12 protein-coding genes and 2 pseudogenes are annotated in these 13,195 nt (G+C 62.8%); 10 read left to right on the forward strand and 4 right to left on the reverse strand.

Annotated features, from left to right (window positions below):
* Window positions 1-134 precede the first annotated feature (134 nt).
* From AC0L3N_RS27535 to AC0L3N_RS27565, 7 genes and pseudogenes are all read left to right on the forward strand, one after another.
* A pseudogene (locus AC0L3N_RS27535) lies at window positions 135-590 on the forward strand (tetratricopeptide repeat protein); the annotation flags it as partial.
* A 174-nt stretch (window positions 591-764) separates the two neighbouring features.
* The gene (gene efp / locus AC0L3N_RS27540; protein WP_023800001.1) at window positions 765-1,331 is read left to right on the forward strand and encodes an elongation factor P; all 567 of its coding nucleotides are present in this window, start codon (window positions 765-767) and stop codon (window positions 1,329-1,331) included.
* 81 nt (window positions 1,332-1,412) lie between these two features.
* Complete coding sequence (locus AC0L3N_RS27545) at window positions 1,413-2,213, forward strand: inositol monophosphatase family protein (RefSeq protein ID WP_123150116.1); 801 nt, start codon at window positions 1,413-1,415, stop codon at window positions 2,211-2,213.
* Window positions 2,214-2,316: 103 nt separating this feature from the next.
* The gene (trhA, locus tag AC0L3N_RS27550; RefSeq protein ID WP_473550658.1) at window positions 2,317-3,009 is read left to right on the forward strand and encodes a PAQR family membrane homeostasis protein TrhA; all 693 of its coding nucleotides are present in this window, start codon (window positions 2,317-2,319) and stop codon (window positions 3,007-3,009) included.
* A 113-nt stretch (window positions 3,010-3,122) separates the two neighbouring features.
* Window positions 3,123-4,148, forward strand: coding sequence for a MotA/TolQ/ExbB proton channel family protein (locus tag AC0L3N_RS27555; protein ID WP_473550659.1), 1,026 nt, complete (start codon window positions 3,123-3,125; stop codon window positions 4,146-4,148).
* Window position 4,149: 1 nt separating this feature from the next.
* Window positions 4,150-5,181 carry a peptidoglycan -binding protein gene (locus AC0L3N_RS27560; RefSeq protein WP_123150114.1) on the forward strand — a complete coding sequence of 344 codons (1,032 nt, stop codon included), beginning with the start codon at window positions 4,150-4,152 and terminating at the stop codon, window positions 5,179-5,181.
* A 352-nt stretch (window positions 5,182-5,533) separates the two neighbouring features.
* The gene (locus AC0L3N_RS27565; protein WP_473550660.1) at window positions 5,534-5,830 is read left to right on the forward strand and encodes a hypothetical protein; all 297 of its coding nucleotides are present in this window, start codon (window positions 5,534-5,536) and stop codon (window positions 5,828-5,830) included.
* Window positions 5,831-5,937: 107 nt separating this feature from the next.
* Here the strand turns inward: AC0L3N_RS27565 and AC0L3N_RS27570 are convergent.
* A pseudogene (locus AC0L3N_RS27570) lies at window positions 5,938-6,287 on the reverse strand (DUF1304 domain-containing protein).
* Between the two features lie 185 nt (window positions 6,288-6,472).
* Here AC0L3N_RS27570 and AC0L3N_RS27575 point away from each other — a divergent pair.
* Window positions 6,473-7,957 (forward strand): carboxypeptidase M32, encoded by a 1,485-nt coding sequence (locus AC0L3N_RS27575; protein ID WP_473550662.1) that lies wholly within the window; start codon window positions 6,473-6,475, stop codon window positions 7,955-7,957.
* A gap of 275 nt (window positions 7,958-8,232) precedes the next feature.
* Window positions 8,233-10,137: a DUF3857 domain-containing protein gene (locus tag AC0L3N_RS27580; RefSeq protein WP_473550663.1), complete on the forward strand. Its 1,905-nt coding sequence runs from the start codon at window positions 8,233-8,235 to the stop codon at window positions 10,135-10,137.
* Between the two features lie 15 nt (window positions 10,138-10,152).
* Here the strand turns inward: AC0L3N_RS27580 and AC0L3N_RS27585 are convergent, their stop codons facing one another.
* Window positions 10,153-11,955: an ABC transporter transmembrane domain-containing protein gene (locus tag AC0L3N_RS27585; RefSeq protein ID WP_473550664.1), complete on the reverse strand. Its 1,803-nt coding sequence runs from the start codon at window positions 11,953-11,955 to the stop codon at window positions 10,153-10,155.
* 33 nt (window positions 11,956-11,988) lie between these two features.
* On the reverse strand, window positions 11,989-12,177 hold the full coding sequence (locus AC0L3N_RS27590; protein WP_258121585.1) for a hypothetical protein: 189 nt from the start codon (window positions 12,175-12,177) through the stop codon (window positions 11,989-11,991).
* Here AC0L3N_RS27590 and rpmE point away from each other — a divergent pair.
* Entirely contained in the window at window positions 12,160-12,381 is a 222-nt protein-coding gene (gene rpmE, locus AC0L3N_RS27595) for a 50S ribosomal protein L31 (protein ID WP_006327661.1), read from the forward strand. The two genes, AC0L3N_RS27590 and rpmE, sit on opposite strands and share 18 nt — an antisense overlap.
* A gap of 66 nt (window positions 12,382-12,447) precedes the next feature.
* Here the strand turns inward: rpmE and AC0L3N_RS27600 are convergent, their stop codons facing one another.
* Entirely contained in the window at window positions 12,448-13,089 is a 642-nt protein-coding gene (locus AC0L3N_RS27600) for a TetR/AcrR family transcriptional regulator (RefSeq protein ID WP_473550666.1), read from the reverse strand.
* Window positions 13,090-13,195: the final 106 nt, after the last annotated feature.

The raw sequence follows: 13,195 nt of genomic DNA on the forward strand, positions 1-13,195 counted from the left end.
CCCCCAACCACAAGCCCCCGGAGCCGCCGCCCCACGCCCCGCCGCCGCCCGCCCCCCCCCCCGCCCCCCGCCCCCCTCCCCCCACCCCCCCGCACCCCCCCCCCCCCCCCCCCCCCGGCGCCGCCGCCCCCCCCAAGGCGGTGTCCTACTATCAGCGCGCCGCCGCAACCGGCCTTGCCGACGCGCAATATGCGATGGCGCAGGTCTATGCCAATGGCGTCGGCCGCAAGCCGCGCGACGATGTCCAGGCCCGAGGCCTGCTGGCGCAGGCAGCACGGCAGAACTACGATACGGCACAGATCGATCTCGGCGCCTGGATGATCGAGGGGCGTGGTGGCGCCCGCGACCTGAAATCCGGCTTCGGCTGGATGAAACAGGCCGCCGAGGGCGGCAATGTCGCCGCCCAGAACCGCCTCGCCAAGCTTTACATGGGCGGCATCGGCACCGATCCGGATCCGATCCTTGCCGGCGCCTGGTACGTTGTCGCCCGTCGCGCTGGGCTCATCGATCCGCAGATGGACGATTTTCTGCAGGGCCTGACCGACGACCAGACGAAGCAGGCGCTGCAGAAGGCCAACCGCCTGCCGTAGAGCGTCGCGGACGGTGAATTACCTGGCAGCGGATGCTGACGAGGAGATGGCTCCGCCCCGTCCCCCCGTGCCCACTGCCCCTCTTGCCCACTCTCTTGCCTCTCCTGGCGATTTGTGGTCTTGGAGGCGCCAAATCGCTTTCATCGCGAAAATCTCATTCCGGATCACATCATCATGGCCAAGATCAATGGCAACGAAATCCGTCCCGGCAACGTCATCGAGCACGATGGCGGCCTTTGGGTGGCGGTCAGAACCAACGCTGTCAAACCAGGCAAGGGCGGCGCCTATAACCAGGTCGAGTTGAAGAACCTGATCAACGGCACCAAGCTCAATGAGCGTTTCCGCTCCGCCGAAACCGTCGAACAGATCCGGCTGGAGATGAAGGATTTCTCCTTCCTCTACGAGCAGGGCGAAGCGCTGGTGTTCATGGACACCGAAAGCTACGAGCAGCTTGAGTTGCAAAAGGATTTCGTCGGCGATCGCGCTGCCTTCCTGCAGGACGGCATGATGGTGACGGTCCAGCTCTATGATGAAAGACCGATCGGCATTTCACTGCCCGACCAGGTGACGCTGACCATCACCGAGGCCGATCCGGTGGTGAAGGGTCAGACGGCCGCCTCATCCTATAAGCCGGCGATGCTGGAAAACGGCATCCGTGTGCTGGTGCCGCCGTTCATCGGTTCGGGCGAGCGCATCATCGTCGACACCAACGAAATCACTTACGTGCGCCGCGCCGACTAAGGCATGATCCCAAAAAGTTGCAGACTTTTTGGATAAGATCATGCCTCAAAGCAAATAGGCGCGGCAGCAGGAAGAGACACTATGGCGCGTTCCGCAATCCTCAATGTAATGGTCCAGGCCGCCATGAAGGCCGGCCGCTCGCTGTCGCGCGATTTCGGCGAAGTACAGAACCTGCAGGTCTCGATGAAGGGGCCGGGCGACTATGTTAGCCAGGCCGACCGCAAGGCCGAAGAAATCCTCTTCACCGAGCTATCGAAGGCGCGGCCGGGCTATGCCTTCCTGATGGAGGAGCGCGGCCTGATCGAAGGCGACGACGGCCAGCACCGCTGGATCGTCGACCCGCTCGACGGCACCACCAATTTCCTGCACGGTATTCCGCTCTTCGCCATCTCGATCGCGCTGGAGCGCCAGGGCCAGATCGTCGCCGGTGTCGTCTACAATCCGGCGATGGACGAACTCTACACCGCCGAGCGCGGCGGCGGCGCCTTCATGAACGACCGTCGGCTGCGGGTCGCCGGCCGCACCAAGCTGATCGACACGGTGATCGGTTGCGGCGTGCCGCATCTCGGGCGCGGCCAGCATGGCAATTTCCTGGTCGAGCTGCGCAACGTGATGGCCGAAGTCTCGGGCGTGCGCCGCCTCGGCTCCGCCTCGCTCGATCTCGCCTACGTCGCTGCCGGCCGCATGGACGGGTTCTGGGAAACCGGCCTGTCGGCCTGGGACGTCGCCGCCGGCATCCTGCTGATCCGAGAGGCGGGCGGCTTCATCTCCGACTTCGCCGGCGGGCAGAACATGCTGGATGGCGGCTCGATCGTCGTCGGCAACGAGATCATCCAGCGTGCGCTGTTGAAGACCGTCAGGAAGCCGGTGGCGCCGCGCTAGGCTCTAGCGGACTTGGCGCGCTGAACCGCCGCAGTCGCAAAACCGCAACCAAAGCTTGAAATATTGTCCGGCATCCGCCCAGATAAGGGATGCAGGATCATTCATGACGCACGTCGGCCCCGAATCCCGGATCGAAATCCCCTTCATGGGACGCTGGCACTATTCGCGCGCCGAAATGATCGCCGACGGCATCGTCCATGCGGTGGGCATCGTGCTCGCCATTGCCGCCGGCTCGACGCTGCTGGCGCAGGCCGCCTTCCATGCCGGTCCGGGCGAATATATCGCCGCCGCTTTCTACGTGGTTTCGCTGCTCACCGTGCTGTCGGTGTCGCTGGCCTATAATCTGTGGCCGGTGTCGTCGCCAGCCAAGTGGATATTGCGGCGCTTCGACCATGCCGCGATCTATCTGCTGATCGCCGCGACGTACACGCCTTTCCTCGCCCAGCTCGATGGCTCGCCGCTGGCCGTCTCGATGATCGTCCTGGTCTGGGTCTCGGCAGCGATCGGCATCGCCATCAAAGTGCTTCTTCCCGGCCGCTTCGACCGGCTGGCGGTCGTCTTCTATCTCGCCATCGGCTGGAGCGGCATCGTTCTTGTCGAGCCGTTCGTCCAGACATTGCCGACGACATCGATCGCGCTGATCGTCGCCGGCGGCATCGTCTATTCCTGCGGCGTCATCTTCTTCGCCTGGAAGGGCCTGCGCTTCCACAATGCGCTGTGGCACGGCTTTGTCGTCATCGGCGCCGGCCTGCATCTGGCTGCCATGGTCGACTGCCTGGTCATCAACCGACTCTGACGCCAATGGTCCGGTTGGCAATATTGCCAAGCGCCATTCAATTTGGTCACAATTGCGTTTAGAGTCGCCGTCAAACGTGAATTGGCGGCGGCGGCATCGGAAACGGGGCACGGATGGCTTTTTTTAAATCCTTCGGCATGGGCAGACGCTCCGACGTGCTGATGTACGACCCGCACAAATTGTCGAGCCCGCAGGTCTTTCTCCTGACCATGGTCATCTTCCTGATGATCGTCGCTTTCATCGCCGCCATCCTGACCCGTCAGATCTCGACAGCCTTTGCCACCAATCCCGGCCTCAACGGTCTGATCGTCGGCGTGCTTGCGGTCGGCATCCTGCTGGCCTTCGTGCAGGTCGGCCGGCTGTTTCGCGAAGTGCGCTGGGTCAACTCTTTTCGGGCCGGCTCCGAAACCACCGAACCGGTGCTGCTGGCGCCGATGAAGGCGATGATCGGCCGCTCGCCGACGATCGCCTTCTCGACCAGCTCGATGCGCACCATGCTCGATTCGATCGCCACCCGCCTCGACGAAAGCCGCGACACCTCGCGCTATCTTGTCGGGCTGCTGGTGTTCCTTGGCCTGCTCGGCACCTTCTGGGGCCTGCTCAACACGATCGGCTCGATCCGCGAAACCATCGAGTCGCTCGATCCCGGCACCGGCGATGCCGCCGCCGTGCTCGAATCGCTGAAGGCGGGGCTTTCCGCCCCGCTGGCCGGCATGGGCACCGCCTTCTCGTCCTCGCTGTTCGGCCTGTCCGGTTCCTTGGTGCTCGGCTTCCTAGACCTGCAGGCCGGCCGTGCCCAGACACGCTTCTACACCGAGCTCGAAAACTGGCTGTCCTCGGTCACCGACCTGTCCTCCGACATCGTCGTCGCCGAGCCGCCCAAGGTCGAGTCCTCCGACGAGATCCGCGTCCTGTCGGAAAGACTGCGCAGCATGCAGGAGAACGGCGGCGGCGCCAATCCGCGTGTCGCCACCGCCATGGCCAACCTTGCCGACGGCATTTCGGGCCTGGTCAAGAACATGCGCTCGGAGCAGCAGATCATGCGCGACTGGGTCGAGGCCCAGTCGGACGAGCAGAAGGCGATGCGCAATACGCTGGAGAAGATCGCCGACGCCCTGAAGAAGACTGGAGTCCATTAGCATGGCTCTCGCCAGGAGCCGGCGTACCGATCGCCGTATCGATTACTGGCCAGGCTTCGTCGACGCGCTGTCGACGTTGCTGCTGGCGATCATGTTCCTGCTCACCGTCTTCGTGCTGGCGCAGTTCCTGCTCGGCCGCGAAATCTCTGGCAAGGACACGGTGCTCAACCGCCTCAATTCGCAGATCAACGAACTGACCCAGCTTCTGGCGCTGGAGCGCTCGACGACGCAGGACAAGGAAGATTCGCTCGCCAATTTGCAGGCGTCGCTATCGGCGTCGGAGGCGGAAAAGAGCCGGCTCGAGCAATTGCTGGCGCAAGGCGCCGGTGCCGGCGACGCGGCCAACCAGCGCGCCACGGCGCTTTCGGGTCAACTCGACAACCAGCGCCAGATCAGCCAGCAGGCGCTGAGCCAGGTCGAAATCCTCAACCAGCAGATCGCGGCGCTGCGCAGGCAGATCGGAGCGCTCGAAGAAGCGCTCAACGTGTCCGAAGCGCGCGACCGCGAGTCCAACACCAAGATCGCCGATCTCGGCCGCCGCCTGAACGTCGCGCTGGCGCAACGGGTGCAGGAACTGAACCGCTATCGGTCCGACTTCTTCGGGCGCCTGCGCGAAATCCTCGCCGACCGCGAGAACATCCGCATCGTCGGCGACCGCTTCGTCTTCCAGTCGGAAGTGCTTTTCCCGACAGGCTCCGAAGTGATCAACGACGCCGGCAAGGTCGAGATGAAGAAGCTCGCCGGAGCCATCATCGACCTGCAGAAGGAGATCCCGCCGGAGATCAACTGGGTGCTGCGCGTCGACGGCCACACCGACGACAAGCCGCTGTCGGGCACCGGCCGTTACCGCGACAATTGGGAACTGTCGACGGCGCGCTCGACCTCGGTGGTGAAGTTCCTGATCGAAAACGGCGTGCCGGCCAACCGGCTGGTTGCGGCCGGCTTCGGCGAATTCCAGCCGCTCGACCCCGCCGACACCGAAGACGCGCGCAACAAGAACCGCCGCATCGAGCTGAAACTGACCGAGCGCTGATCCGGGCTGGCCTCAAGGCGAACGCCCGGATTTAGGGCGCCCGTGCGGGCAGGCAAGGCCTGAAAAGACTACCTTTTTTTAATTACACTTTGCCGAGAACCGCTCCTAGGTTGTGCCACGGGGCCGAGAACCGCCGGCGGTGAAATCGTCCATCGCGACGCGACGGAACCGGACGGCCCAAGGCCGGAAGGCGGCGTCCTCACCGCCGCCTTCCCCAGTAAAAGGAGACGCAACCATGCGCTCTTTCACTCCCAAAACCCTCAGGCCCAAAACCTTCAGGACTGCAACGCTCGTTGCCCTTCTCGTCACCGTTCCGTTTGCTGGCGCCTACGCCGGCCCGCGTGAGACAGCTTTGATCAGCCAGATACAGAGCGTGGATACGGGTATACGGTCCGCTACGCAGGCGAACCAGCTCGAGCCGGACGAGGCGCGCGACTTGCGCACGCAAATCGCTCAGCTCGATCGGGCTGCCCGGCGGGCCGCGCGAGATGGAACGATGCCGACCACCCAATATCAGCAGTTGCTGGCGCAGCTCGACGATGTGAGCCAGAAGCTGCGGGCAGCCACCGGCAGCGCCTTCCTTATCGGCAGCGGCGGCGATGGCGGATATTATCCAAACGGCTACGGCCCAAAATATCCAAAAGGCTGAAATCATCCATCAGAGCGCCCCGCGGCTTTTTTCGGACGCGCACAGGACGCTGTAGCAATTTGATTTTGCGCATAATCCTTTTCCGGCCTTCGGTTCGGGATCATGCGCTAGCTCAACGCCAGCGCGATCAGCGCCAGCACTGCCGGTACGGTCTGGATGTAGAGGATTTTCCTGCCGACCGTCGCCGCGCCGTATAGCCCGGCGATGGCGACGCAGAGCAGGAAAAACACCTTGATCTGGAACCGGTCTCGCCGAGGTAAAGCCCCCAGATCAGCCCGGCTGCGAGAAAGCCGTTGTAAAGCCCCTGGTTGGCCGCAAGCACCTTCGATGCGCTGGCGAATTCCGGCGTCAGCTTGAACAGCTTGTGGCCGCGCGGCGTATCCCACTGCACCATCTCCAGATAGACGATGTAGAGGTGGATCAGCGCCACCAACCCGACCAGCACATCGGCGATCATGCTTCATCTCCGTCGCGGCACGGCGCCGCCTTGCGATATTGATCACGCACGCCACTGCTCCCGCAAGACGCATTGCGGCATGCATCGTGCTAGCAACCAATGTGCCCATCGCCGACGGCCTTCAGGGTTGCCAATGCCCGCGCATTGGTATCTTTTCCCGCCGTTCAAATTCGGCGGAACCCACCATGTCCTTTCAAAAACTCGACGACCTCGGTCACAAGCTCGAAGCGCTGGAGCATGCGCTCGCCATTCTCGCCGCCGACGAGGCGACCCACATGGCCGTCGGCGGCGGCGAAAAGCGCGCCGAGGCGATGTCGGCGCTGGCCGGCATGCATCACGCCAGAGCGACAGCGCCGGAGATCGCCGACTGGATCGCAGCCGCCGAACGGGAAACGCTGAACGAAGAACAGCAGGCAGCGGTCAAGGAGTTCCGGCGGCAATACACCAACCTGACCTGTCTGCCGGTCGAATTCGTCGAGCGTCAAACGACCGCGCGCATGCGCTCCGAGCAGTTGTGGCGCGACTTGCGTGCAAAGAACGACTGGGCAGGTTTTTTGCCGGCGCTCGAAGGCGTCGTGGCGCTGGTGCGCGAGGAAGCAGCACTTCGCGCCGACGTGCTCGGCCTCGATCCCTATGACGCGCTGATGGAGCAATACGATCCCGGCAACCGCGCCGCCGACATCACGCCGGTATTCGCCGAGCTGAAGACCTTCCTAGGGGATTTCGTGCCGGAGGCACTGGCCGTGCAGGAAGAGCGGCTGGCGAAACATCCGCTGAAGCCGCTTTCGGGCAGCTATGCGATCGAAAAGCAGCGCGAGCTTGGCCTCGCCATGATGGCGGCGGTCGGCTTCGACCTCACCCACGGCTCGCTGTCAGTATCACATCATCCGTTCTGCGGCGGCGTGCCGAGCGACGTGCGCATCACCACCCGCTACAGGACCTCCGATTTCCTGTCGGCGCTGATGGGCGTGCTGCACGAGACCGGCCATGCGCTTTACGAACAGAACCTGCCGAAGGCGTGGGCGCACTGGCCGCTCGGCAAGGCGCGCGGCATGGCCGTGCATGAAAGCCAGAGCCTGTTCGTCGAAAAGCAGATCGGCCGCAATCCCGAATTCTGGCGCTGGGCGCTGCCTGTGGTCGAACGGCACCTCGGCGAGATCTGGTCGATCGACGACATCCTGCCGCATGTGCATCGGGTCGAGCGCGGCCTGATCCGCGTCGACGCCGACGAGGTCACCTATCCGCTGCACGTCATCCTGCGCTTCGAGCTGGAGCAGGAGCTTGTCTCGGGGCGGCTGGAGGCGGCCGACCTGCCCGAGGCCTGGGACGCCAAGATGCGCGACTATCTCGGCCTGTCGACCATCGACAACCCGGCCGACGGGCCGATGCAGGACGTGCACTGGCCTGGTGCCGCCTTCGGCTATTTCCCCTCCTACACGCTGGGCGCCATGATGGCGGCGCAGCAATGGGCGGCGCTGACCAGAGATCATCCCTCCGCCGACGAAGACCTCGTCAAGGGGAATTTCGCGGCGATTAACGACTGGCGCCGTGAAAAGATCTGGTCGCAAGGCTCGCGCTGGTCGACGCCCGAACTGCTCGAACGCGCCACCGGCGAGAAACTGAACGCCGCACATTTCACCGATCACCTGAAGAAGCGCTACGGCGCCTAGGGCCGCCCCCTCCGACCCGTCCCGCCTGACCGATCATTGGTGTTCTCCAGAGATACCGCATGATCCGCCGTTCTCGGTCCCCGCAGAACCACCCTGCCTTGCAGGACGCAATTTACTTTTCTATCACTAATGATGTTCGACTGTAATCTGGCGGGGCGTACAGGGGCATGGGACGGGCAGGGCACTTTCAGGCGGCGACAACAGTGGTCGCCAGACTCACTGTATTGGCAAGACTCACTGTATTGATTGTCATTTGCACGGTCTGCTGGCCGGCCATGGCCGGTACGAACGTGCACAAGGGCAGCCTTGGCAACTGGATCGAGCAAGTCGCGCTTCCCAAGGCCGATCCGCAATTCGACAGCCAGATCAAGAACGGCATATCCAACCTGCTGTCGGATTTTCAGATCCGGAAGCGCCGCGGCGGATTGGAGATCTTCGACCGCTATGCCTACAAGATCGTCGACCGCACTGGCCTGGAACGCGGCGCTGCCATAAGTTTTGAATTCGATCCTGCGACGTCCGAGGTCACCGTGAACTGGATCGACATCATTCGTGACGGCGTGGTGATCAAGCACCTTTCCGATGCTGAGTTCGACGTGTTTCGGCGCGAGAGGGATGCGGAGAAGGGCCTCTTCGATGGTTGGCTTACCGCTTACATCAACATCAACGATGTCCGGGTCGGAGACATCGTCGACTATGGCAAGACCACGGTCAGGACTCCGATCATCGGCACGGATCTTCTTTTCCATTCCTTTGCCGTGGCTTGGGATGAACCAATCGCTCTGATCCGCGAAAGAGTGACGTGGCCAACCGTGCAGCCCCTGAATTTCCGACAGGTCAGGACGGACATACGCCCGGATGTCGAGTCCACCGGAGAAACGACTACCTATCTTTGGCAAACCGCCAACCCGACGCCCGTGAAATCGCAGGAATATCTGCCGCCGGACTTTCGCGCATATCCATCCATCGAAATCTCCTCGACATCGAAATGGCAAGATATCGTCGACACGGTTCTTCCGTATTATCGGCTGGACCAGGAACTGCCGGCAGATTTCGCATCGAAGCTCGGTGCCATTGCCGTCAAGTACGATGCGCCCGAAGACAGGATGATCGAGGCAATGCGGTTGGTCCAGGACAACATCCGCTATGTCAGCCTGTCCATGGGCCGTGGTTCCTATATCCCGCGCAGCCCGACGACAGTGGTGGCAAGCGGCTTCGGCGATTGCAAGGACAAGGCGCTGCTTCTCGCCTCCAGCCTGCGGCGACTGGGAATCCAGGCGGACGTGGCTCTCACGGATCTTGATGAAGGGCTTGCTCTCGCCACGATACTTCCGACGATAAGGGCGTTTGACCACATCATCGTAAAGGTCGTCATCGACAGCCAGACGTACTGGATCGACGCGACCAACTATCTTCAGGGAGGCAGGGCAGATAATCTTGTACCGCCCGACTACGGCTTTGCGCTGCCCATCGTCGCCGACAACGCGGCGATGGAAAAGGTAGACCGAAACGAGCTCTACGAGCCGACCACCTTTGTGAACGAGGTATTCGATTTTCCCAAACGCAAGGGCGAGCCGCTCAAACTGACGGTTACCACTACCTATTGGGGCGCGGATGCCGATAGCATGCGCTATAAGCTTGTCTCGCAATCGGCGGCAAAGATCGCGGACGACTATCTCAAATATTACAATCGCCAGTATCCCGGAATGAAAAGCCTGGGGCCGTTGGTGACAAGCGACAGCCGCGACAAGAATCTGGTGTCGGTAACCGAATCCTACGATCTGTCGGCAGACGATCTCGACGCCGACAACCTCGCCAAGGAATTTGCTCTGAAATCGGATGTCGGCATCAGATATCTGCCGGAGCCCGACCTCCTCGAAAGGAGCGCGCCAATCTGGCTAGGCAGCCCGATCTTTCGACGACACCGGTGCACGGTCAGAAATCTGAGGGCCCACTTCGTAGGCCCCGAGGACAATGACGACGTGATTACGCCCTACGTTGCATTCAAGGCTCGTTGGACGAGCACCTCCACCGAATTTCAGGTCGACTGGTTTCTCAAGACCATCAACGGTCAGGTTCCCGCCAAGAGCATCGGCCCTTATTTGAAATCCCTCAAGAAGATCAACGATAACTCGGCTTGGAACTACAATTTCGCCTATTCGGACGCCGAAGCGAACTGACGCCAGTGGAAAGGCCTACTCCGCGGCACCCTTGAAAGCATTCGCGCCGGTTTCGAACTGCAGCTTGGCCAGCCGCGCATAGATGCCGCCCTTGCCAACGAGGCTCTGGTGGGTGCCTTCCTCGACGATGCAGCCACTATCCATGACCAGTATCCGGTCGGCCTTCAGCACCGTCGCCAGCCGGTGGGCGATGACGATGGTGGTGCGGCCCTGCATCAGCCGCTCCAGCGCCGTCTGCACCAGCGTTTCGCTTTCGGCGTCCAACGCCGAGGTCGCCTCGTCGAGCAGTAGGATCGGTGCGTCGCGCAGAATCGCGCGGGCAATCGCCACGCGCTGGCGCTGGCCGCCGGACAGCGTCACGCCGCGCTCGCCGACCTGGCTGGCATAGCCTTTTTCGAGCTTCAGGATGAACTCGTCGGCAAGCGCATCCTTGGCTGCCGCCTCGATCTCGGCGTCGCTGGCGTCCGGACGGCCGAAGCCGATATTGTCGCGCGCGCTGGCCGCGAAGATGGTGACATCCTGCGGCACGATGGCGATGCGCTCCCGGATCGCGGCAGGGTCGGCCTCGCGCACATTGACGCCGTCGATCATGATCTTGCCGGTCTCGGGGTCGTAGAAGCGCAGAAGCAGCGAAAAGACGGTGCTCTTGCCGGCGCCCGACGGGCCGACGATCGCCACCGTCTCGCCGGGCTTGACCTGGAAACTCAGACCGTGGACGGCGGCGCGGTCGGGCCCAGCGGGATAGGAGAAGGACACGTCGTCGAAACTTATTGCGCCTCTGGCCGTCGCCGGCAGCTGTTTCGGATGCGCTGGGGCCTGGATCGCGGGCTTCTCGGCCAGGATCTCGGTCAGCCGTTCGGCAGCACCCGCCGCCTGGGAAAGCTCGCCCCATACTTCCGACAGCGCGCCGAGCGCGCCGGCGGCGAACACCGAATAGAGCAGGAACTGGCCGAGCGTGCCCGGCGACAGCGTGCCGTCGAGCACGTCGCGCGAGCCGAACCAAAGCACCGCCACCACCGAGGAAAAGATCATGAAGATGGCGAAGAAAGTGAGGAAGGAGCGGGCAAAGATCGAAGATCGCGCCGCCTCGAACGCGGCTTCCACGGCAGATGAAAAATGCCCGGTGACGAGCTTCTCGTTGGTGAAGGCCTGCAGCGTGCGCACCGCGCCGATCTGCTCGCTGGCATAGGCCGTGGCGTCGGCCAGCGTGTCCTGCGCCAGCCGCGATTTGCGCCGCACCGAGCGGCCGAAGGCGACCAGCGGCAGCACGATCACCGGGATGGCGGCGATGACAAGACCCGACAGCTTCGGGCTGGTGAAGACCATCATCGCCACGGCGCCGAGACCCAGGATGACGTTGCGCAGCGCCACCGATGCGGTGGCGCCGACCGCCGACTTGACCTGCGTCGTGTCGGCGGCGAGCCGCGAGACGATCTCGCCCGACTGGGCGGTGTCGAAGAAGGACGGCGACAGCGTCGTGACATGGCGGAACACGTCGCTGCGGATGTCGGCGACGACGCGCTCGCCCAGCGTGATGACGAAATAGTAGCGGCTGGCTGACGCCGCAGCGAGCAAGGCAGCCATCACCACCAGCATGGCGAAGTACTCGGCGATGAAACTGGAATTGGAGGCGGAAAAGCCGTGATCGATCATCCGCCGTACGGCGAGCGGCAGCGCCAGCGTCGTCGCCGCCGCGACGGTCAGCGAGACGACCGCGCCAATGACCATTTTCCGGTAGCGGGTGATGTAGGGGAACAGGCGCCGCAGCGGCTTGAGCGAGCGCCTACGCTCGTCTGCATCGCCGCTGGTGTGCGCCATGACCGTTTCCTCTGGCTCTTCTGGGCATGCGCCTCAATATGCGCTTGCCGCGGCCTTGTGATTCAATTCCGGCTGATGTATAGGCTCGCCGACCGTTTTTAAAAGCCGTGGCTCCTCAATAGCTGCGGCTTCGAGTTTTAAAAAGGGGCGCATCGACGCAGGCTTTATGCCCGTCAGCAGCGCCGGCGAACCAGGAATAGCACAATGAAGACCGACATCCATCCCGACTACCACACCATCAAGGTCGTCATGACCGACGGCACCGAATACATGACCCGTTCGACCTGGGGCAAGGAAGGCGATACGATGAACCTCGACATCGACCCGACCACCCATCCGGCCTGGACCGGCGGCCAGCAGACCCTGCTCGACCGCGGCGGCCGCCTGTCGAAGTTCAAGAAGCGTTTCGAAGGTTTTGGGCTCTAAGCCGCAGGCCTTTCGTAGATCAAGAACCCGCCCTCGTGGCGGGTTTTTTGTTGCCGGAATGCGGCTCTATTCGTCGACCAGCTCGCGCAGCGCCATGCGCTTGTAGGCGGCGACCAGGTCGTCGCCTTCCTTTCGACCGACCGAGATCGCCAGCCGCATGGTTGCCTCGCCCATCTGCCAGATGAGAAGCGCCGTCGTTTCCAGCGCCGCCGGATCGGCGGCAGGCCGCAGCCGCTTCAGCACCGCTGTGAGGAACTCGGCATTGGCCCGGCTGTCCGCAAGCTCGAGTTCGCGCAGCGCCTTGTCGGCTTGTGTACCCGACCAGATGTCGCGCATCACCGGCTCCGCCAGGAACAGCCCATAATAAATATCCACCAGCTCGGAAAATGCCCGCCGCAGCCCTTCGGCGTCGCTAACCTGTGCAAGTGCTGCCGCGATGCAGGCCTGGCTTTGAACGGTGTGGCGCTCGGCCAGTGCCCAGATGATTGCCCGCTTGTCCGGGAAGAACTGGTAGAGCGAACCGATCGACACGCCGGCCCGTTCCGCCACTTCGCCCATGCGCATGGCATCGCTGCCTTGCTCGGCGATCAGCGCGGAGGCGGCAGCCAGCATCCGCTCGACCCGCTCGCGGCTGCGTTGCTGACTTGGCGCCCGGCGTGGCGATGCGATCTGACCATCCTGTGAACCCGCTACAGTCGAGCCTTGCATCACTGTCTCCTGACGAATGATCAACAAATTGGCTTGACTCACAAAATACGAGGGTTTATCACGTTTTGCAAATGTGAGGATTTCTCATGTTTGTGAACAAAGGAAA

Source organism: Mesorhizobium sp. WSM4807, assembly GCF_055811615.1.

Excerpts from the sequence above, each read along its gene's own strand:
- efp (WP_023800001.1), top strand. The coding sequence starts at position 765 with ATGGCCAAGATCAATGGCAACGAAATCCGTCCCGGCAACGTCATCGAG.
- AC0L3N_RS27545 (WP_123150116.1), top strand. The coding sequence starts at position 1,413 with ATGGCGCGTTCCGCAATCCTCAATGTAATGGTCCAGGCCGCCATGAAG.
- trhA (WP_473550658.1), top strand. The coding sequence starts at position 2,317 with ATGACGCACGTCGGCCCCGAATCCCGGATCGAAATCCCCTTCATGGGA.
- AC0L3N_RS27555 (WP_473550659.1), top strand. The coding sequence starts at position 3,123 with ATGGCTTTTTTTAAATCCTTCGGCATGGGCAGACGCTCCGACGTGCTG.
- AC0L3N_RS27560 (WP_123150114.1), top strand. The coding sequence starts at position 4,150 with ATGGCTCTCGCCAGGAGCCGGCGTACCGATCGCCGTATCGATTACTGG.
- AC0L3N_RS27575 (WP_473550662.1), top strand. The coding sequence starts at position 6,473 with ATGTCCTTTCAAAAACTCGACGACCTCGGTCACAAGCTCGAAGCGCTG.
- AC0L3N_RS27580 (WP_473550663.1), top strand. The coding sequence starts at position 8,233 with ATGGCCGGTACGAACGTGCACAAGGGCAGCCTTGGCAACTGGATCGAG.
- AC0L3N_RS27585 (WP_473550664.1), bottom strand. The coding sequence starts at position 11,955 with ATGGCGCACACCAGCGGCGATGCAGACGAGCGTAGGCGCTCGCTCAAG.
- rpmE (WP_006327661.1), top strand. The coding sequence starts at position 12,160 with ATGAAGACCGACATCCATCCCGACTACCACACCATCAAGGTCGTCATG.
- AC0L3N_RS27590 (WP_258121585.1), bottom strand. The coding sequence starts at position 12,177 with ATGGATGTCGGTCTTCATTGTGCTATTCCTGGTTCGCCGGCGCTGCTG.
- AC0L3N_RS27600 (WP_473550666.1), bottom strand. The coding sequence starts at position 13,089 with ATGCAAGGCTCGACTGTAGCGGGTTCACAGGATGGTCAGATCGCATCG.